This is a genomic window from Pseudomonas sp. GL-B-12, from assembly GCF_019955895.1.
Classification (GTDB): Bacteria; Pseudomonadota; Gammaproteobacteria; order Pseudomonadales; family Pseudomonadaceae; genus Aquipseudomonas.
In genome coordinates, this window is record NZ_JAHBCX010000066.1 from 187,608 (window position 1) to 206,549 (window position 18,942).

Annotated in this window: 18 protein-coding genes; 7 read left to right on the forward strand and 11 right to left on the reverse strand. The window is 58.3% G+C overall.

What is annotated here, in order from left to right; all coding sequences use genetic code 11:
• Positions 1–127 precede the first annotated feature (127 nt).
• On the reverse strand, positions 128–895 hold the full coding sequence (locus tag KGA85_RS28205; RefSeq protein ID WP_223533581.1) for a DODA-type extradiol aromatic ring-opening family dioxygenase: 768 nt from the start codon (positions 893–895) through the stop codon (positions 128–130).
• Positions 896–997: 102 nt separating this feature from the next.
• Here KGA85_RS28205 and KGA85_RS28210 point away from each other — a divergent pair, with 102 nt between their 5' ends.
• The gene (locus KGA85_RS28210) at positions 998–1,654 is read left to right on the forward strand and encodes a thiopurine S-methyltransferase (RefSeq protein WP_223456289.1); all 657 of its coding nucleotides are present in this window, start codon (positions 998–1,000) and stop codon (positions 1,652–1,654) included.
• A 129-nt stretch (positions 1,655–1,783) separates the two neighbouring features.
• Here the strand turns inward: KGA85_RS28210 and htpX are convergent, their stop codons facing one another.
• Entirely contained in the window at positions 1,784–2,674 is an 891-nt protein-coding gene (htpX, locus tag KGA85_RS28215) for a protease HtpX (protein WP_007973520.1), read from the reverse strand.
• A gap of 315 nt (positions 2,675–2,989) precedes the next feature.
• On the reverse strand, positions 2,990–4,201 hold the full coding sequence (locus tag KGA85_RS28220) for a pyridoxal phosphate-dependent aminotransferase (RefSeq protein ID WP_007973513.1): 1,212 nt from the start codon (positions 4,199–4,201) through the stop codon (positions 2,990–2,992).
• Positions 4,202–4,427: 226 nt separating this feature from the next.
• Here KGA85_RS28220 and msrB point away from each other — a divergent pair, with 226 nt between their 5' ends.
• The 3 genes from msrB to KGA85_RS28235 all read left to right on the forward strand — a co-directional run bounded on the left by msrB (position 4,428) and on the right by KGA85_RS28235 (position 5,869).
• On the forward strand, positions 4,428–4,823 hold the full coding sequence (gene msrB / locus KGA85_RS28225) for a peptide-methionine (R)-S-oxide reductase MsrB (protein WP_223456290.1): 396 nt from the start codon (positions 4,428–4,430) through the stop codon (positions 4,821–4,823).
• Between the two features lie 102 nt (positions 4,824–4,925).
• On the forward strand, positions 4,926–5,411 hold the full coding sequence (locus tag KGA85_RS28230) for a glutathione peroxidase (protein WP_056727098.1): 486 nt from the start codon (positions 4,926–4,928) through the stop codon (positions 5,409–5,411).
• Positions 5,408–5,869, forward strand: coding sequence for a MarR family winged helix-turn-helix transcriptional regulator (locus tag KGA85_RS28235; protein WP_046043405.1), 462 nt, complete (start codon positions 5,408–5,410; stop codon positions 5,867–5,869). The genes KGA85_RS28230 and KGA85_RS28235 overlap by 4 nt, the downstream gene beginning before the upstream one ends.
• On the opposite strand, the gene KGA85_RS28240 is transcribed toward KGA85_RS28235, so the two are convergent.
• Complete coding sequence (locus KGA85_RS28240; RefSeq protein ID WP_223456291.1) at positions 5,853–8,213, reverse strand: response regulator; 2,361 nt, start codon at positions 8,211–8,213, stop codon at positions 5,853–5,855. The two genes, KGA85_RS28235 and KGA85_RS28240, sit on opposite strands and share 17 nt — an antisense overlap.
• Before the next feature lie 123 nt (positions 8,214–8,336).
• Here KGA85_RS28240 and KGA85_RS28245 point away from each other — a divergent pair, with 123 nt between their 5' ends.
• A complete protein-coding gene (locus KGA85_RS28245) occupies positions 8,337–9,227 on the forward strand; it encodes an ATP-binding protein (protein WP_223456292.1) in 891 nt (296 codons plus the stop codon).
• Positions 9,224–9,706 carry a GAF domain-containing protein gene (locus tag KGA85_RS28250; protein ID WP_008002666.1) on the forward strand — a complete coding sequence of 161 codons (483 nt, stop codon included), beginning with the start codon at positions 9,224–9,226 and terminating at the stop codon, positions 9,704–9,706. The genes KGA85_RS28245 and KGA85_RS28250 overlap by 4 nt, the downstream gene beginning before the upstream one ends.
• Before the next feature lie 192 nt (positions 9,707–9,898).
• Here KGA85_RS28250 and KGA85_RS28255 read toward each other — a convergent pair whose 3' ends face one another.
• From KGA85_RS28255 to KGA85_RS28285, 7 genes are all read right to left on the reverse strand, one after another.
• Positions 9,899–13,540 (reverse strand): transporter substrate-binding domain-containing protein, encoded by a 3,642-nt coding sequence (locus KGA85_RS28255; RefSeq protein WP_223533579.1) that lies wholly within the window; start codon positions 13,538–13,540, stop codon positions 9,899–9,901.
• 8 nt (positions 13,541–13,548) lie between these two features.
• Positions 13,549–14,175 (reverse strand): response regulator transcription factor, encoded by a 627-nt coding sequence (locus KGA85_RS28260; RefSeq protein ID WP_008002663.1) that lies wholly within the window; start codon positions 14,173–14,175, stop codon positions 13,549–13,551.
• A 230-nt stretch (positions 14,176–14,405) separates the two neighbouring features.
• Positions 14,406–14,813: a response regulator gene (locus KGA85_RS28265; protein WP_223456294.1), complete on the reverse strand. Its 408-nt coding sequence runs from the start codon at positions 14,811–14,813 to the stop codon at positions 14,406–14,408.
• A 178-nt stretch (positions 14,814–14,991) separates the two neighbouring features.
• Entirely contained in the window at positions 14,992–16,320 is a 1,329-nt protein-coding gene (locus KGA85_RS28270) for a deoxyguanosinetriphosphate triphosphohydrolase (RefSeq protein ID WP_223456295.1), read from the reverse strand.
• Positions 16,321–16,535: 215 nt separating this feature from the next.
• Entirely contained in the window at positions 16,536–16,880 is a 345-nt protein-coding gene (locus KGA85_RS28275; protein WP_095944931.1) for a hypothetical protein, read from the reverse strand.
• Positions 16,877–17,266 carry a phage holin family protein gene (locus KGA85_RS28280; protein ID WP_223533578.1) on the reverse strand — a complete coding sequence of 130 codons (390 nt, stop codon included), beginning with the start codon at positions 17,264–17,266 and terminating at the stop codon, positions 16,877–16,879. The genes KGA85_RS28275 and KGA85_RS28280 overlap by 4 nt, the downstream gene beginning before the upstream one ends.
• A gap of 1 nt (position 17,267) precedes the next feature.
• The gene (locus KGA85_RS28285; RefSeq protein ID WP_223456297.1) at positions 17,268–17,582 is read right to left on the reverse strand and encodes a YqjD family protein; all 315 of its coding nucleotides are present in this window, start codon (positions 17,580–17,582) and stop codon (positions 17,268–17,270) included.
• A gap of 329 nt (positions 17,583–17,911) precedes the next feature.
• On the opposite strand from KGA85_RS28285, the gene KGA85_RS28290 reads away from it, so the two are divergent.
• A partial coding sequence (locus KGA85_RS28290) for an ammonium transporter (protein ID WP_223543554.1) occupies positions 17,912–18,942 on the forward strand: 1,031 nt, incomplete at its 3' end.

The window sequence follows — 18,942 nt, forward strand, 5'->3', positions numbered from 1 at the left end:
TGCCTGCTGATTTGTGTTCGGCGTTCGAATTGTGTTGCAGCCATCGCGAGCAGGCTCGCTCCCACATTGGAATGCGATCCCCTGTGGGAGCGAGCCTGCTCGCGATGGGGGCGACTCGGTCCTTGGGTTAACCGAAGCGGTAAATGTCCATGCCCAGCGCACCCATGGTGAACCCTTGGTGAGCAACGCTGAACTGCCCCCCGGCAGCGCGGGCAAAATACAACGGCAACAAGTGCTCATCACTCGGATGATTGCGTACAGCGTTTGGCGCCTGCGCGCGATAGTCGTGCAGCGCGGCTTCGTCATTCGCTGCGAGTTTCTCGATCATCCAGTCGCGAAATGCCTGGGCCCAGGGCTCAACGCTCTCGGGGCCGGCATGCCAGTCCAGTTCCCGCAGGTTGTGGGTTATGCTGCCGGAGCCGATCAGCAGGACGCCATGGTCGCGCAGGCTGGCCAGCGCGTGGCCAACACGGGTCTGCAGGGCGGGACCGCCACGGGTGGGCAGCGAAACCTGGACAATCGGGATGTCTGCTTGTGGGTACATCAGCGATAAAGGCACCCAGACGCCATGGTCGAAAGGCCGATTGCTGTCGATACGTGCTGGAAAGCCAGCGGTTTTCAATAACTCGACAACCTCTGCGGCGAGTCGTGGGTCGCCGGGAGCCGGGTACTGGACTTCGAACAGGGCTTTGGGAAAACCACCGAAGTCATGCCAGGTTTCCGGTTGTGGATTGCCGCTGACCAACAGCTCATTGCTTTCCCAGTGCGCAGACACAATCACGATGGCTTTTGGCTTCGGTATCTCGGCGGCCAGGCGGGCGAGTGCCGGCCCGCTGGCACCGGGTTCCAGGGCGAGCATGGGGGAGCCGTGGGATATGTACAGGCTGGGGAACATGAATGAGCTCCTGAGAGTTAAGATGCAACATCTTCAGTCAGATCATTAATCTAAATCTAATATAAGTTTTAGGGTGTTTTGATCGAATTTTCGGGGTTAATTATGCAGCCTGAGTTTTGGCACAAGAAATGGGCGGCGAACCAGATCGGCTTTCACCTGCCGCAGGTGAACCCTCATCTGAAGCGGTTCTGGCCAGCGTTAATCCTTGAAGAAGGCGCACGCGTGTTGGTGCCGTTATGTGGAAAAAGCCTGGATTTGCTATGGCTCGCCCATCAAGGCCATGAGGTCTTGGGGGTCGAACTGTCGGAAAAAGCCGTCGAGGAGTTTTTCAGCGAACATGGCTTTGATCCGGCCGTCAGCGAGCAGGGGCCGTTCAAGGTTTATCGGGCAGGTTCCATTGAACTGTGGTGCGGCGATTTCTTCGAGCTGACGGCAGGCGATGTGGCTGATTGTTCTGCACTTTATGATCGCGCGGCGTTGATCGCGCTGCCGGCGGAAATGCGAGAGCGCTACGCCGCCCATTTGAAGCGGATACTGCCGAGGGAGTCCCATGGCCTGGTAATTACCCTGGACTATGACCAGGCACAAATGCCCGGCCCGCCGTTTGCTGTACTCGATGATGAGGTGCGGCGGTTGTTCGGGGATTCATGGGCGCTGAAGATCCTGGAAGATCAGGATGTGTTGAGCGAGAGCGGGAAGTTTCTGGAGGCGGGTGTCACGCGGCTGGAGGAGCGGGTGTATCTGGTTTCCAGTCGGTAGGAACGGTTAGCTGCACTGGCCCCTTCGCGAGCAAGCTGCCCGCGAAGAGGCCCTAAAAAACACCGAAACATTCCAGCAGACAAAAAAGGCCCGCATCGCTGCGGGCCTTTTGCTTTGCTGTGGAGTGTATTAGCCCCGGCGACGAGCCAGAGCATCGATACGCTCTTCCAGCGGCGGGTGGCTCATGAACATGCGGGCAAACCCTTGCTTGATGCCACCGTTGATACCGAAGGCGTTCAGGGTGTCAGGCATGTGCACCGGCAGCCCTTGTTCTGCCCGCAGGCGTTGCAGGGCGCCAATCATCGCGGCGGTGCCGGCCAGGTTTGCGCCAGCTTCGTCGGCACGGAACTCGCGCTTGCGCGAGAACCACATGACGATGGCGCTGGCCAGGATGCCCAGAACCAGTTCGGCGAAGATGGTCGCTACGTAGTAGGCAATGCCCTGGCCTTCTTCGTTCTTGAAGATCACCTTGTCGACGAAATTGCCGATGATTCGTGCGAAGAACATCACGAAGGTGTTCACCACGCCCTGGATCAGCGCCAGGGTAACCATGTCGCCATTGGCTACGTGGCCGATTTCGTGGGCCAGGACGGCTTTCACTTCATCCGGCGAGAAGCGCTCGAGCAACCCTTGGCTGACCGCGACCAAAGCGTCGTTCTTGTTCCAGCCGGTGGCGAAAGCATTCGCCTCGTAGGCCGGGAAGATACCGACTTCGGGCATCTTGATCCCGGCTTCGCGGGACAGTTGCTCGACGGTTTGCAGCAGCCATTGCTCGTGACGGGTGCGTGGCTGGGTGATGATCTGGGTGCTGGTGCTCATCTTCGCCATCCACTTGGAGATGAACAGCGAGAACAGCGAACCGGCGAAACCAAAGACCGCACAGAAGATCAGCAGCTGATTGAGGTTGAGGTCAACCCCATTGGCCGCCATGAACCCGTTGAAGCCGAAAAGGCTCAGGGTGATGCTGGCAATCAGCACGACCGCCAGGTTAGTGGCCAAGAACAGCAGGATGCGCATCATGGTTGTAGAAATCTCCTCATGCTAAAGATGTAGCGTACTGCGGGGTATATAAGGTGCTGCACCGGGGTATTCAACTGGGTGACTATTTCAAACTGTGTCCTACGGCAACAGTCTAGCTGCTTGCAGGGCATTTCCGACGAGTATGCGGGAAGAGTTTGTCAGTCAATTCATGTCGAAGGCCCCGCCTTTGTTAGGCGCGAGCAGGCAAGACGCTGTCTGGTAGCGACAAAGCGACGGCCAGTGGCGCATTGCAAACAAATGTTGCGGGATGAATCATCGCGCGACGTTCGAGAACGTCGCACGGTGACGGATCGCTTACTGGCGGTAGGACTTGAGGAAGCCGCCGATGCGTCCGATGGCCATCTCCAGGTCATCGACACGGGGCAGGGTCACGACGCGGAAGTGGTCTGGCCATGGCCAGTTGAACGCGGTGCCTTGAACCACCAGCAGCTTTTCGGAGAGCAGCAGGTCGAGAACGAACTTTTCGTCGTTATGGATCGGACAGACCTTGGGGTCGATCCGCGGGAATGCATACAGTGCCCCCATCGGCTTGACGCAGCTCACGCCCGGAATGTCGTTGAGCAACTCCCAGGTGCGGTTGCGTTGCTCCAGCAAGCGGCCCTGCGGCAGCACCAGGTCATTGATGCTCTGATAGCCACCCAGGGCGGTCTGGATCGCATGCTGGCTCGGCACGTTGGCGCACAGGCGCATGTTCGCCAGCATGTCGATGCCTTCGATGTAGCTCTGGGCGTGGTGTTTCGGGCCGGAAATGGCGATCCAGCCGGAACGGAAACCGGCGACGCGATAGGACTTGGACAGACCGTTGAAAGTCAGGCACAGCAGGTCCGGCGCCAGGGAGGCGGTGCAGATGTGCACGGCGTCGTCGTAGAGGATCTTGTCGTAGATCTCGTCGGAGAACACCACCAGATTGTGCTGGCGGGCGAGTTCCAGCATGCCCAGCAGCACTTCCTTCGAATACACCGCGCCGGTCGGGTTGTTCGGGTTGATGATCACCAGGGCCTTGGTGTTCGGGGTGATCTTGGCCTTGATGTCGGCCAGGTCCGGCCACCAGTTGGCTTGCTCGTCGCACAGGTAATGCACCGGATTGCCGCCGGACAGGCTCACGGCAGCGGTCCACAGCGGATAGTCCGGCGCCGGCACCAGTACTTCGTCGCCATTGTTGAGCAGGGCCTGCATCGACATCACGATCAGTTCGGAAACGCCGTTGCCCAGGTAGATGTCTTCAATGCCGACGCCTTCTACCTGCTTTTGCTGGTAATACTGCATCACGGCCTTGCGCGCACTGAACAGACCCTTGGAGTCGCTATAGCCCTGGGCGGTCGGCAGGTTGCGGATCACGTCCTGGAGGATTTCATCCGGTGCTTCGAACCCAAAAGGCGCCGGGTTGCCGATGTTCAGCTTGAGGATGCGATGGCCTTCCTCTTCCAGGCGTTTGGCGTGCTTGAGCACCGGGCCGCGAATGTCGTAGCAGACGTTGGCGAGCTTGTTCGATTTGCTGACCTGCATGGCGATGTGTTCCCGAAAATGAACGATCCAGACGGCGTTTGGGCAACCGTGCTGGGAATCCTGCGTATTCACACAGGCCTGACGCCTTGAGATGCAGCACCCATATTTCCGTTTGAATGCGCGTGGTCTGGCTGCCAGACTGGCGTTTGACGAGGCGCAATCATACGTGCCGCCCGATCCGTGGAAAAGGTACAGATCGGGCTTTTTCAGCCGCTGAGGTGTGATCATGGAAAAGTTGGAAAAAACCCTGGAAGAATGGAAGGCGATGCTCGATCCAGAGCAGTACAACGTGTGCCGCCTCAAAGGCACCGAACGTCCGTTTTCCGGCAAATACAACGCCACCAAGACCGACGGTGTCTACCACTGCATCTGCTGTAACGAGCCGCTGTTCGACTCCAGGACCAAGTTCGATTCCGGCTGCGGCTGGCCGAGTTTCTATGCGCCGATCGGCGACAGCGCCATGACCGAAATCCGTGATGCCAGCCACGGCATGATCCGCACCGAAGTGGTCTGCGCCAAATGCGACGCGCATCTGGGGCATGTATTCCCTGATGGTCCGCCGCCGACGGGCCTGCGTTATTGCATCAATTCGGTGTGCCTGGACCTGGTACCGCGCGAGTAAGTCCCCGAAGCGATCCGATGATCGCTTTCCCGATATTTAAATTGCACACAATTCAATTGCTCGCTATTTTGTTATCTCTGCCATTCACTTGGAACCTCAAACATGAGCGACAACCTGCTGAGCATCCCTTGCACCACCATCAAGGGTGAGCAAAAGACCCTGGCGGATTTCGCCGGCAAAGCCGTGCTGGTGGTCAACACGGCCAGCAAATGCGGTTTCACTCCGCAGTACAAAGGCCTGGAAGAGCTGTGGCAGACCTACAAGGACCAGGGCCTGGTGGTGCTCGGTTTTCCCTGCAACCAGTTCGGCAAGCAAGAACCGGGCAACGAAGGGGCGATCTCCGAATTCTGCGAGCTGAACTTCGGTGTCAGCTTCCCGCTGTTCAAAAAGATCGACGTCAATGGTGCCGACGCCCATCCGTTGTTCGTGCAATTGAAAAAGCGCGCACCGGGGGTGCTGGGTTCCCAGGGCATCAAGTGGAATTTCACCAAGTTCCTGATTGGCAAGGACGGGCAACTGGTCAAGCGCTTCGCCCCGGCGACCAAGCCGCAGGACCTGACCCGCGAGATCGAAGCCCTGCTCAAATGAACACCTTGTCAGTCGATTCCCTGAAGCTCGACAGCCAGCTGTGTTTCAAGCTGTACGCGGCTTCCCGGGCGGTGATTCGCGCCTACAAGCCAATGCTCGATCAGTTGGGCCTGACTTACCCTCAGTACCTGGCGATGCTGGTGTTGTGGGAGTGGCAGGAAGCGGCCCCGGAGCAACCGACCGTCAAGGCATTGGGCGAGCGTTTGGCCCTGGATTCCGGCACGCTGACACCCTTGCTCAAGCGCCTCGAACAACTGCAACTGGTGCAACGTCAGCGTTCAGCGCGCGATGAGCGTGAAGTGCACCTGAGCCTGTCGCCAGCCGGCACGGCCTTGCGCGATCAGGTCGGGCCCCTCAAGGCGCGCCTGTTGTGCGACAGCGGGGTCGATCTGAATCGTCTCAACGACTTGCGCGATGGCCTCGATCATCTGTTGGGACAGATCAAGGCACTGTCGTAACGGGGATCCATAAGTCCAGCAGGGCGGCCAGTTCTTCGCGCCGGAAAGGTTTGGCCAGGTAGTCGCTCATGCCCGCGGCACGACAGCGTTCGCGCTCCTCCGACATGGCGTTGGCCGTCAGGGCGACGACGGGCAGTTGGGGCCAGCGTCCGCTACGGCGGATTTGCCGGCTGGCTTCATAGCCGTCCATCACCGGCATGTTGCAGTCCATCAGCACCAGGTCGAAATCCCGTTGCTCGAGTTGATCCAGGGCCTCTCCACCATGAGCCGCGGTGGTGACCTCGCAGCCGAGTTTGCCGAGCATGCCCTTGGCCACCAACTGGTTGACCGGATTATCTTCCACCAGCAGCACGCGCCCGCGGCGTTGCGGGCATTGCGTGTCGAGTCGGGCCTCGTTGATCGGGTGGGTTTGCGGTTGCAGGATTCGCCGCAACGTCTGAAGCAGCGTATTGCGGGCCAAAGGGCGGGCCTGTTGTTGCAAGGGGGCGAGGGCGTTGGCCTCTTCGCTGGGCATGAAATTGCCATAAGCGGTGATCAGCAGGATCGGCGCGCTGAGGGTGGGGCGCAAAATGAACAGGCATTCAGGGCAGTCGGTGATGAGCACGTCGGCTGCCAGGCCAAGCAGTGGGTCATCCATGGAGCGCCGTTCATAGTCCAGCCCCCAGCCAGGCAACAGACTGTTGAGCAGTTCGCCCAGCCCGCTGCTGGCGGCCGTGATGGCAATGACTTTGCCCTTGAGCGAAACAGCAGTTGCACGGGTATGGCTGGGCAATGGCAAATCCGCGCAGAACTGGCTGCCAAAACCCGGCTCGGAGCTGATCGTCAGGCGCCCTTGCATGGCCTCGCAAAGGTTGTAGGTCAGGGCCAGGCCCAGCCCGGTGCCGCCAAACTGGCGGGTAATACCGACACCGGCCTGGGTGAAGGGCTGCAAGATTTTGACCTGGGCATCCTGTGGGATGCCGATGCCGGTGTCGCACACTTCGATTCTGACGCCGTCGCCGAACGTCGACAGGCGCACGTCGACCCGCCCGAAACGGGTGAATTTGAGGGCGTTGGACAGCAGATTACTGACGATCTGCCGCACCCGGGTCGGGTCACCGAGCACCAGTGCCGGGAAATGCGGATCGATCAGGCAGGTCAGTTCGACGCTGGGGGCGGCGTTCTGCGACAACAGGTTGGCGGTGTCTTCGATCAGCGAACCGAGGTCGAAGGGGATGTGTTCGAGTTCGAGTTGGCCGGCATCGAACTTCGACAAGTCGAGAATATCGTTGAGCAGTTCCACCAGCACTTTGCCCGAGTCATGGGCGATCGACAGTTGCTGCTGTTGTTCGGCATTCAGCGGCCCGTCGAGGGACAACGCGATCATCCCGAGCAAGCCATTGAGGGGGGTGCGGATTTCATGGCTCATGTTGGCCAGGAACACCGAGCGGGCTTCGGCCATGTCGAGGGCGGTACTGCGGGCGGCTTCCAGTTCCTCGTTGGATTGGCTCAGTCGGGCATTGATCGCCTTGAGTTCGGCAGTGCGGGCCGAGACGATGTTTTCCAGTTGGCCGAGGTACTCGGTCAGGCGGTTTTCCGCGTTGCGCCGCTGCTGGATTTCGGTGGTGATGTTCTTGAATTGCTGGTTGGCAACCTTGACCAGCACTCCGATCTCATCGTTGGCGTGCCCGGTGGGACACTCCAGTGAGGTCGGCTCGGTGCTGCTCGGGTCGCGACCGCTGAGTTCACGGATGACCCGCACCAGGGGTTTGGTCAGCATCACATAGAACAGTGCCAGCAGGATGCCGGACAGCAGCAGGCTGCGGGCGAACCCATTGAGCAGGGTCACTTCGGCCCGGCGCAGGAACCGGTCGCCGAAGGCGTAAGTGTCGACGTTAAGCCGCAGCGTACCCAGGGATTCGTTGGGTAAATGATCCAGGTAAAGTCGGTCTTCGAACTGTCGATTGGCGCCGAACAGGAAGTCACTGAGCATCCGGTAACCGTTTTCCACACCGGGTCGCTTGACGTTGGCCAGCACAATGCCGTTGTTGTCGGTCAGTTTCGCGCCAATGATCGCTGGCGAGCGCAGCAGGCCCTGGGTCAGTTCCTTGGCGAGTTCGGCGTCGATGTTGTAGGCGATTCGCGAGGCCGGATTGTGGCTGATTTCCAGTAATGAAAGGATTTCACGATTGATGGAGGCGTCTTCACTGGCATAATCGATGCCTATTTGCAGCAGGCTGAGCAGCGTGCCCAGAATGAAACCGACCAGCACGGTAAGCCGGGCTTGCTTGAATGACAGCCGGTTGGTGAATTTGATATCCATGGGGGGGTGAACCACTTCTGTTTCCTTTCGCTGCTCAAGCATAGCCGATCATGCCTGCCTACTGATGTTCTCGCGAGGCCTGTACTGCGGGGGCAGCCGCTTGTCTGACGCTGTGTTTCGTCGCTGTATCACCATCATTACTGTGAACGTGCCCGAGGAGAAGTCGTGGATTCCCGATTGAATGCTTTTCTTGAACGCGCCGATGCCGTTCTGGCCCGCATCGAGCCGTTGCTGCCGGCACCGCGGCCAGCCATCGACTGGACGCAATGCCTGGCCGCGCGCTGGCAGCGTGAGTCGCGCGGCGGTTATCTGATGCCGCTGGAGGTCAGCCTCGACATGCGTTTATCGGACCTGATCGGCGTCGACCGGCAAGTCGAGCAGCTTGGGCGCAATACCCGGCAGTTCCTCGACGGCATGCCGGCCAACCACGCCTTGCTCTGGGGCTCGCGCGGCACCGGCAAGTCATCGCTGGTGCGCGCCTTGTTGGCCGAGCACGCTCAAGCCGGTTTACGCCTGATCGAGATTGAGCGTGATCACCTGGCAGACCTGCCGCGAGTGGTCGAACAGATCGGCAAACTGCCCCAGCGTTTCGTGCTGTTTTGCGACGACCTCTCGTTCGAGTCGGGCGAGGGTGATTACCGAGTGCTCAAAAGCGTCCTTGATGGCTCGCTGGAACAGGCGCCGGACAACGTTTTGCTGTACGCCACTTCCAACCGTCGCCACCTGGTGCCGGAAATGGAAAGTGACAACGAAAACTGGAAACGGGTCGACGGCGAACTGCATCCGAGCGAGGCGGTTGAAGACAAGATCGCGCTGTCGGACCGCTTCGGCCTGTGGCTGTCATTCTATCCGTTTACCCAGGAACATTTCCTCAACGTCGTCGAGCACTGGATCGGCCAGTTGGCCGGCAAGGCCGGACTGGCGTGGCAGCGCAACGAAGAACTGGACATTCTGGCGGTACGCTGGGCCACCGGCCGAGGCAATCGCAATGGACGTTGCGCCTATCAATTTGCCCGTTATTGGGTCGGGCTGAAGCTGTTGGAGCACAAGGCATGATCGATTTACAAAAAAGCGGCCAGGGCCTCGAAGGCTACGGCATGCTGCACGCGCAGCTTGAGTCCTTGTTGGCGGACGAGCGGGATTTTATCGCCAATGCCGCGCAGTTCTCAGCGTTTCTGTTCAATCAGCTCGATGACTTGAATTGGGCCGGTTTCTACCTCAACCGTAATGAAGAGCTGGTGCTGGGCCCGTTTCAGGGGCAGATCGCTTGCGTGCGAATTCCGTTCGGCCGTGGCGTATGCGGGACGGCGGCAGCCACCTTGCAGACCCAGCTAGTCGAAGATGTGCATGCGTTCCCTGGTCACATTGCCTGTGACAGCGCCTCGAACAGCGAACTGGTGGTGCCGCTGGTCAAGGACGGCCGATTGATCGGAGTGCTCGACCTCGACAGTCCGAAGCTCGCCCGCTTCACTGCGCAGGACCAGGCCGGAATCGAACAGCTGGCGGCGATTTTCCTGCGCCTGACTGACTGCTGATCAAGACGCCAGGCTGGCCTTGGCCAGCAAGCCCGATGTGGTGCATCGGGCGTTAGGGTGAAACAGGTGTAAACCTATTTCAGGACTAGACACGTTACCGCCCAGGGCAATGGCCTGCCAGTAGCTGATCCAGACATCGCGCTTGCGGGTTTCTCCATGACGGTCAACACACTACCGAGGGTCCGAGCATAGTTAAGGCTCTTTCACTTTGCCTTCGTCGTAATGCTCGATCTGACGTAGTAACGCGCCCTCCAGCTCAAGCATGGCGCGCTCCATGGAATTGCAGCATCCAGCTACTTTTTCGCGATCGAAATCCTCATGGCAGGCTGCTTCGAGCGCCTCGCAGCAGTCGATCAAGCGGGAGGCCTGCACTATCCGGGCTGCGCCCTTGATTTTGTGGGCAATGTCCTGCAACGCCTGCTTATCCCCGGAGCTGGATAGTGGCAACAGTGTTTGCAGATCCTGGCGGTTGCTACTCACCAACTCGTTGAGCAATCGCCGGTTCAACATCGGGTTGCCTCCGGTCATCAGTTTCAACCCGTGCAGGCTGAACGCCGGGGTTGCATGGGTGGGTTCAATGCCTTCCACCCATTGACTCAAGGCACCGAGGCTGAGGGGTTTGAACAGGCAGTCGTCCATTCCGGCCTGTTTGCAGCGTTGTATTTCTTCCGGTTGGGCGTTGGCGGTAAAGCCGAAAACGGTGCAGGGAGGACGATGGTTTTGTCGTTCATGCTGGCGAATGGCACGGGCCAGCTCGTAACCGTTCATGACCGGCATGTTGCAATCTGCGATCACCAGATCAAACGGTTGGTCTTTCCATGCCTGAAATCCCTCCTGCCCATCGGCCGCGACGGTAAATCGATGTCCAAGAAACTCCAGTTGCTGGCACGTGAGCAAACGATTGGCCGAGTGATCATCGACTACCAGAACATTCAATGGGGTTGTGGCGACGACGATTTGCGCCTCCGCCACCTGGGCTGACTGTTGCAGCGGCAACGTTTCCAGCTGCAGCAACACCTCCACCTGAGTGCCGACGCCCGGCTCGCTGCGCAATTGCAGACTGCCGCCCATCATCTCGCAGAGGTTGTGGCTGATCACCAGTCCCAGCCCTGCGCCCCCCCTGGCCGATTGTATGGCGTTGTCGGCCTGAGCGAAGGGTTCGAACAGGCGTTGTTGATCCTGTTCGCTGATCCCGATACCACTGTCGTGAACCTGCACCCGCATTTGTACGCGCTCAGGTTGCGTTGCCGGGTGCAGGTCGACAATGACCCGGACCTGGCCTTGCTCGGTAAACTTGATGGCATTGCTGACCAGATTGGACAGCACTTGCTTGAAGCGCAATGGGTCCAGCAACACATCGAAGGTCGGGTTGGCCGATGAAAACTCCAGCACCAGCTCGAGTTCTTTCTGTCGGGCCAGGCCTTCGAAAATCCGCACGACCGAGGCCACAAGTTCACCCGGATTAACGCGCTCCGGGCTCAGGCTCAAGCGTCCTGATTCGATTCTGGCAATGTCGAGAATATCGCCGATCAGTTCCAGCAAGCCTTTCGCCGAGTTGTACGCGACATCGATGGCCGGACGCTCCGGGTGCTGATGATCAAGACGCTTGAGTGCCAGTTCAAGCATGCCAATGATTGCATTCATCGGTGTGCGGATCTCATGGCTCATCGTGGCCAGAAACGTGCTTTTGGCCCGATTGGCGTTATCGGCGCGCTCTTTCGCGCAACGCAGATCATCGAGCAGTTGCCGCCGTTCGCTGATGTCGATCCAGCCACCGATAATGCCTTGCACTTTTGCGCTGGAATCCCGATAGGGAAGAATCCAGTGATAGATCGTCAGCCGCCGGCCACCAATGTGCAGCTCGCGATCGACAATCAACGGTCTGCCCTCGGCCACCACACGCTGGTAGTCAGCCTGGTACTCCCGGGCTTCGAACACATTGCTCATCGATCCCTGCATGACGCTTTTGCCAATGACATCTTCACGCCTGGCGCAGAACGCTTGCAGGTAACTGTCGTTGCAACTTTGCAGCAGCCCCTGGCGATCACGTACGTAGATCGGATGGGGCGTGCCATTGACCAGCGATCGCATGAACTCGAACTGATCGTTCAACGCACGCTCGGCGGCCTTGCGCTGCTTGATCTGGCGTCGCATGTAGTCGTTCCACGCAATGGAAATCAGCAATAGCACGCCTGCACCGATGACAATTTGGTAGAACAGCCTTTGATAGTTGCGCCAGGTACTTTGCGAGGACGCCGAATAGCCGCGCCAGCGACTGTTGATGATGCCCAGTTCCTCCGGCGAGATGCTCAATAACGCTTTGTCGAGAATCGCATTCAGCTCTTTGGCGCCCCGAGCGGTGGCAAGGGAAAACGCCGCCTGCTCGGTGCCGATGGTGGTGCTGATTTGCAATGTGTGCTCGAACAGCCGCGAGGAAATGAAGTAATTGGCAATGACCAGTGAGTTCACCGCGCCCTCGGCCTGGCCTTCGGCGAGTGACTCTACGGCGCTGAATGTGTCCGGGGTTTCGATCAACTTGATCCGGGGAAACTCTTTGCGCAGGTAGTCCATGAGTGGATTGCCGCGGGCAATGGCCAGACGCTTGTCCTGTAACTGCGCGAGGTTGGTCGGGCTGTCGGCGGCTTTGCGGGTCAGCAGGACGTAGGAATTTTCCAGAAAGGGGCGGGTAAAGTTCAGTTGGGTTTGACGTTGGGCGCTGGGAAGCAACGCGGCGATCACATCGGCCTTGTTGTCCTTGATCTGTTTGATCATTTCGTCATCGCTTCGACTGCGCCGGATGTCAAAGCGCAAGCCGGTGCGCAGCCTGATCAGCTCAAGCAAATCCGCGGTGACCCCGCGAAAGTTGCCATTGCTATCGAAAAACGTCAGTGGCGCAAAGGCTTCGTTGACGACGACGCGCACAATCGGGTGGTGTGCCAGCCAGCGTTCTTCCCGGTCAGTGAGTTGCAGCTTTTGATCGGTCAGCAGAATGTCGCTACCGGCGCTCCAGCGTTTGGCGATGTTTTCTCGTTCACTGGAAGGGATGGCCGTGATCATCGCGTTGATGATGCCGAGCAGTTCGGGGTTGTTCCTGTTAACGGCGAAGCTGAAACCATAGGCTTCATGTTTGCCGAAGTTGGCCATGCGGATGTTGTTCAAGTACCCCTTGTTGATCATGTAGTGAGTTGAAATGGTGTCACCGAGAAAAACGTCCGCCTGATCGAAAGCAACGGCATTGATCGCATTCTGGTAGGACGGATAGGACGTGATGATCGCCTTCGGGTACAACGCCCTGACTTCCGCCAGCGGCAAGTAGTGATACACCATGCTCAGGCGCAATCCGGCCAAGCCATTGGTGAGGGATCGGGTTTCCCCTTCGCGGGTCACCAATACGGGTTGGTCGACGGCATAGGGTATGGACAGTGCAATGTCGGTATTGTCAGCTTCGAATCCATTGGCGGTGCCAAGCAGATCGACTTCGCCGTTCTTCAGCGCAGCGATCGCGGCCCCTCGGGAATCGAAACGCTGAACCGTGACGGGCAAACCGGTTACTTTTCCCAGGAGACCAGCGTAATCGGCGGTAAACCCTTCATAGTCCTGACCACTGGTGGTCAGGTCGAAAGGGGGATAGTCCGGGGCCGACGTACCGAGCCTTAGTTGATTTTTATTTTTTAGCCATTGTCGCTGGGATTCATCCAGCCGAACCTCCAGTGACCCGGCGTTAGAGCGGCTGAGCAGCGTGTAGTGTTCATTGCCCAGTGCCCCGAACAACGAGGTGCTCACGCATAGACCTGCGGTCACTTGAATCAGATAGACCTTCAAACGGCTGGGCATCGAGGTTCTCACACTAGCGCGTTACGTTTTGCCATCTCGATCAGTTCAACCAGGGATTTGGCTTTGAGTTTCTGCATGAGGCGCTTTTTGTAGGTGCTCACGGTTTTGTTGCTCAGAAACATGCCCTTGGCAATTTCCTTGTTTGTGCGACCTTGGGCAAAAAGTTGCAAGACCATCAGCTCCCGGTCGTTTACCGATTTGAACAGTTCCAGTTCGATACAGCGTGTTTCATCTCCGCGGACGGGGTTCAAAGCCTCGCTCGGGAAATAGTTGTAACCTGCAAATACCGCTTTTATGGCGCTGACCAGTTCACTGATGTCCTCTTGTTTGCAGACATAGCCCGATGCACCGGATTGCATGCAACGAATACCGAAAAGTGTCGGGCATTGTGCTGTCAGTACCAGCGTTTTAAGGGGGGTACTCATTGCGTTGAATCGTGATAGCACTTCCAGGCCATCCAGTTTTGGAATGCTGATGTCGAGAATGACAAGGTCCGGCATGCATTCGCGAACCATCTGCATGGCGTCGACCCCATTGTCAGTTTCGCCGACGACTTTGTAACCTTCATGTTCCAGTAACATTCGAACGGCAAGGCGGATAACCGGGTGATCATCGACAATAAAAACGGAGTTCATAATCAAGTCCCATGCGAGCTCAAATAAAGCGCGCACCATAGCTCAGATACTTGAAGGGACGCATGAACTGACCGAGCTGTAGCGGCAATATAGGAGAAATCCTACAAGTAAAAAAGAATGGGACTACGTGTTAACTAGGTTTCTTATTAGGAAAGCTGAAAAAGCCTAATGCTTTGGTGCACTTTAAAAGGAAGTTTCTTGTAAGTTTTTCGCTGTGTGTTTGTCGGATTTTATATGTGTTTTTTCGATAGTGATGCCGAGGTCAATAAGCCTCTAAATTCAAATTGTTTCAATGGTTTTATCAAGTAACCCAATAATGGCAGCGCGTGTTCAATGGCCGTTTTTTCAAGTTCATCCAGTTCAGAGGTCGTCAGGCTACTCAGAATGATCGCCTGCCTGATCAGCCCTCTCTGGCTGGCGAACCGGACCAGATCGAGTCCCGTCAGATCGGGCAGGCATTGATCGCATAAAAGGATGTCGAACGGTTGATCGGCCCCGAGCATTTGCTGCATGGCGCTTTTGGCGCTGTCGGTGGTAGTCAGTCGGGTGAAGCCATAACTTTCCAGCAGGTATTGAGTGGCTATTAGTTGGAAGGGGTGGTCTTCCACCACGAGGATGCGTAGATCGTCTTCGGCCATGGGGAGCACTTCATCTGTCGAACAGAAGGGAGGGCGATTGTTTCGCGAGAGTACCGGGCAAGCGATCAGTTTGCTCGCCATGTGCTGTAGGGCGATTCGACGAAACTTGAGTGCTGTTGGAAGTTGAAGGGGGGATCAGCCATAACGAATGCCGTAATGGCTGATCAATCGATACACCTCAGTGGCTGGCGCGGCCGGTCATTTCCAAGGCCATGTCACTGGCATAGCTGTCGGTCATGCCGGCGATGAAATCAATCATGCGCAAAAACGAAGTGTGCAATGGGCCGTGTGGATCGGGTGCATTGTTACCCAGCAGGTCAAGGATGCGGCGGCTCTTGAATGACGGGGTCCGACCGTTGTGCTGCTCCAGTGCTGCACCGCAAAAGGCATTGAGCAGGATTTCCAACGTGGTGTAGGCGCCGATCTCGTGCAGGGTCTTGCGCTTGTCCTGGAAGATTTTCTTGCGGGCCATGTCCTTGGCATTCAGCACGCAACGCTTGGCGGGACCGTGCATGTGTTCCACCAGATCGCCGGGCAGTGTACCGGCCAACAGCGCCTCTTGTTGCTCGACGAAGGCGCGGGCCGCGGCATTGGTCAAGTGCTCGATGGCTTTGCCGCGCAGGATCGCCAGTTTGCGTCGACGTGAATCGCCGGGACCGAGCTGGCGGTAGGTCTCCGGCAAGTCATCGCCCACCAGTCCCAGCAGCAGGGACTCGACTTCGGCGTATTCCAGCAACTCCATTTCCAGGCCGTCTTCCAGGTCGATCAGCGCATAGCAGATGTCGTCGGCGGCCTCCATCAGGTACACCAGCGGATGCCGCGCCCAGCGTTGCTCCTCCAGTTGCGGCAGGCCGAGTTTATGGGCGATCTGCTCCAGCAGCGGCAGCTCGCTCTGATAACACCCGAACTTGTGTTTCTTGTATCCCAGCGAGTCGGCGTGCCTGGCCGTCCATGGATACTTCAGGTACGTGCCCAGCGTTGCATAGGTCAGTCGGGTGCCGCCGTCGAACTGGTGATACTCCAGTTGAGTGAGAACCCGAAAGCCTTGGGCATTGCCTTCGAAATTCAGGAAGTCATTGCGCTCGGCTTCACTCATTGCATCCAGCCAGCCACGGCCGGCGGCTTGCTGGAACCAGTGACGGATCGCGTCTTCACCAGAATGGCCGAAAGGCGGGTTGCCGATGTCGTGTGCCAGGCAAGCCGATTGCACCACCATCCCCAGGTCGCCGGGTTCGCACCAGTCGGGCAGGGCGCTGCGGATGGTTTCGCCGACCCGCATGCCCAGTGAGCGACCCACGCAGCTGACTTCCAGTGAGTGGGTCAGGCGCGTATGAATGTGATCATTGCTGGACACCGGATGGACCTGGGTCTTGCGCCCGAGGCGACGGAAAGCCCCCGAGAAAATGATGCGGTCGTGGTCTTTGTGAAAAGGGCTGCGGCCGAGCTCTTCAGGGCTGTGCAGAGGTTTTCCAAGGCGTTCGCGGGTAAGCAGGGTGTGCCAATCCAAGGCGGGGTCTCTCCGTCAGGTGACTGATGGCCTAGCTTCCCGGTTCGCGCCATGACCTGCAAGCGGAACTACAACCTGGCGGCGTCGATATCGAGGCCTCCTTGCAAGATTTTTTTTGGAGGGTGCCTGTTGACCGGGTAGGCGCACAGGATTGCCCCCCTCGATAGAGGGGGGCATCCCGTCGACATGACAAGAATACAGCCAGAAAAAGCTGATCAGTCTTTGCGTGAGGAGCCCTGCATGATCAGTTTGATCAGCGGCCCCAGTGTGGTGCCGAGGCGGATCAGCCGGGTCAGGCTGCTGAGGCCACCACCGTTCTTCGCACCCTTGCCGGTCAGAAAGCCCAGCAAGGTGACAGCGGCCACGCCCCAGAGTGGCGCGTGTTTGATGCCGAAGCCGTCCTGCAGGTTTTGCGTCATCCCGCGCACCCGTTGCAAAGGTTGCAGCAGTTGCGCGGATTCGTGGCGGATTTCCTGACGATGCATTTCCATGCGCAGGCGGATCAGGGCCTTGCGCATTTCCGCGCGCGAGCTGTTGTGTGGCAGTTCAGGCAGGCTCATGGCAGCAGGCGCTCCCGATCGTTGGCCAGCTCTTCCAGGGTGCCATGGAAGGGCGAGGACTCATCGAAAATCGCCGCTCTCAAGCGCATTCCACAGAATATGGCGGCGAGGGAGTAGAACACACAGAGCCCGATGATGGCGGTCAGGCGATACGTGTCCCAGAACAGGATAAGCACCAGCGTCGACAAACCCACCAACAGCAGCAACGCAAACACCAGGGCCAGGCCGGCAAACAGCAACAGGCTGACGGTGCGGGCTTTTTGTTCCTGCAATTCGATGCCGAACAGTTCGACATGGCTGTGCAGCAACCCAAGGAAGGCAGCACCCAGGCGCCGCGATGAGGAGCTTGCTCCCGTTACAGACGGGCCAGATTCACCGATCGCCATATCAGCGCCGGCTGGCCAGCAGGCCGATCAGGAAGCCCACTCCGGCCGCGATCCCGACGGATTGCCAAGGGTTGGCCTGGACATAGTCTTCCGTGGCGGTGACAGCAGCCTTGCCGTGTTCGCGCAGGGAGTCTTCGGTCAGTTTCAGGGTTTCACGGGCACGCAAGAGACTGTCGTGAATCTGCTCGCGTAATTCGTCGGCCTGATCGCCGGCCAGGTTCGCGGTGTGCTCCAGCAAGCGTTCGGTGTCACTGACCAGTGTCTGAAAGTCGTTCATCAGGATTTCTTGAGCAGTCTTTGCCTGGGTGCGGGCCATGGGTGATCTCCATAAGTGGCTTTCTGATGCGTTCGAGTATGAGCCTTCGGCGAAGGTTCAGTACAAATGACTGGTACAACTTTTGCTGGGTCGTGGTGCGCCGGTCCGCACCATTGCGCTATTGCCGGGCATGATTTCAGTAAAACCGTAGGACCAACAATCAAAAACTCGCGTAAACGTCCGGGGCGCGTTTTTCCTGGGCGGCGTCCGTGCGCCAAAGTGGTTCAACGAGATCAGTGCGCTGATGCGTTGAAGCTGCAACTTGGTGCATGGGCAGTCATCGCGAACTGCTTTGGTGCTTTTTTTCTGCCATAAGGTCTGCCCATTCCATGGAAAATCTGCAAAGCGCTGTGGACACCCTGGTCCATAGCTCCAACACGCTGTTCATTCTGATCGGTGCGGTCATGGTTCTGGCCATGCACGCCGGTTTCGCCTTTCTTGAAGTCGGAACCGTGCGACAGAAAAACCAGGTCAATGCCTTGTCGAAAATCCTCAGCGACTTCGCTGTTTCGACACTGGCCTACTTCTTTATAGGCTATTGGATTTCTTATGGCGTGACGTTCATGCAGCCCGCGGCCGTGCTCAATGCCGACCATGGCTATGGACTGGTGAAGTTTTTCTTCCTGCTGACCTTTGCCGCGGCGATCCCGGCGATCATTTCCGGAGGGATCGCCGAGCGTGCCCGGTTTGTTCCCCAGCTGTGTGCAACCGCGTTGATCGTCGCGTTCATCTATCCGTTCTTCGAAGGCATTGTCTGGAACGGCAACCTGGGTTTGCAAGCCTGGTTGCTGGAGCGCTTCGGCGCCGGTTTCCATGATTTCGCAGGCTCAGTGGTGGTGCATGCCATGGGCGGTTGGCTGGCACTGGCGGCGGTGCTGTTGCTCGGGCCGCGTAATGGCCGCTATCGCGACGGTCGGCTGGTCGCGTTCGCGCCATCGAGCATCCCGTTTCTGGCGTTGGGCTCGTGGATCCTGATCGTCGGCTGGTTCGGCTTCAACGTCATGAGCGCGCAAACCCTGCAAGGTGTCAGCGGACTGGTGGCGGTGAACTCGTTGATGGCTATGGTTGGCGGTACGGTGGCGGCACTGATAGTCGGGCGCAATGACCCCGGCTTTCTGCATAACGGCCCGTTGGCGGGGCTCGTGGCAATCTGTGCCGGTTCCGACCTGATGCATCCTGTGGGGGCGCTGGTCACCGGTGCCGTCGCGGGGGCGCTGTTTGTCTGGTGCTTTACCGCGGCCCAAGGCAAATGGCGCATCGACGATGTGTTGGGTGTGTGGCCGCTGCATGGCTTGTGCGGCGTGTGGGGCGGCATCGCCTGCGGCATTTTCGGCCAGAGCGCTTTGGGCGGGCTGGGCGG

What these genes read in the sequence shown, in the direction of transcription:
- KGA85_RS28205 (WP_223533581.1), bottom strand. Translation starts at nt 895, where the DNA reads ATGTTCCCCAGCCTGTACATATCCCACGGCTCCCCCATGCTCGCCCTG.
- KGA85_RS28210 (WP_223456289.1), top strand. Translation starts at nt 998, where the DNA reads ATGCAGCCTGAGTTTTGGCACAAGAAATGGGCGGCGAACCAGATCGGC.
- htpX (WP_007973520.1), bottom strand. Translation starts at nt 2,674, where the DNA reads ATGATGCGCATCCTGCTGTTCTTGGCCACTAACCTGGCGGTCGTGCTG.
- KGA85_RS28220 (WP_007973513.1), bottom strand. Translation starts at nt 4,201, where the DNA reads ATGCAGGTCAGCAAATCGAACAAGCTCGCCAACGTCTGCTACGACATT.
- msrB (WP_223456290.1), top strand. Translation starts at nt 4,428, where the DNA reads ATGGAAAAGTTGGAAAAAACCCTGGAAGAATGGAAGGCGATGCTCGAT.
- KGA85_RS28230 (WP_056727098.1), top strand. Translation starts at nt 4,926, where the DNA reads ATGAGCGACAACCTGCTGAGCATCCCTTGCACCACCATCAAGGGTGAG.
- KGA85_RS28235 (WP_046043405.1), top strand. Translation starts at nt 5,408, where the DNA reads ATGAACACCTTGTCAGTCGATTCCCTGAAGCTCGACAGCCAGCTGTGT.
- KGA85_RS28240 (WP_223456291.1), bottom strand. Translation starts at nt 8,213, where the DNA reads ATGCTTGAGCAGCGAAAGGAAACAGAAGTGGTTCACCCCCCCATGGAT.
- KGA85_RS28250 (WP_008002666.1), top strand. Translation starts at nt 9,224, where the DNA reads ATGATCGATTTACAAAAAAGCGGCCAGGGCCTCGAAGGCTACGGCATG.
- KGA85_RS28255 (WP_223533579.1), bottom strand. Translation starts at nt 13,540, where the DNA reads ATGCCCAGCCGTTTGAAGGTCTATCTGATTCAAGTGACCGCAGGTCTA.
- KGA85_RS28260 (WP_008002663.1), bottom strand. Translation starts at nt 14,175, where the DNA reads ATGAACTCCGTTTTTATTGTCGATGATCACCCGGTTATCCGCCTTGCC.
- KGA85_RS28265 (WP_223456294.1), bottom strand. Translation starts at nt 14,813, where the DNA reads ATGGCCGAAGACGATCTACGCATCCTCGTGGTGGAAGACCACCCCTTC.
- KGA85_RS28275 (WP_095944931.1), bottom strand. Translation starts at nt 16,880, where the DNA reads ATGAGCCTGCCTGAACTGCCACACAACAGCTCGCGCGCGGAAATGCGC.
- KGA85_RS28280 (WP_223533578.1), bottom strand. Translation starts at nt 17,266, where the DNA reads ATGGCGATCGGTGAATCTGGCCCGTCTGTAACGGGAGCAAGCTCCTCA.
- KGA85_RS28285 (WP_223456297.1), bottom strand. Translation starts at nt 17,582, where the DNA reads ATGGCCCGCACCCAGGCAAAGACTGCTCAAGAAATCCTGATGAACGAC.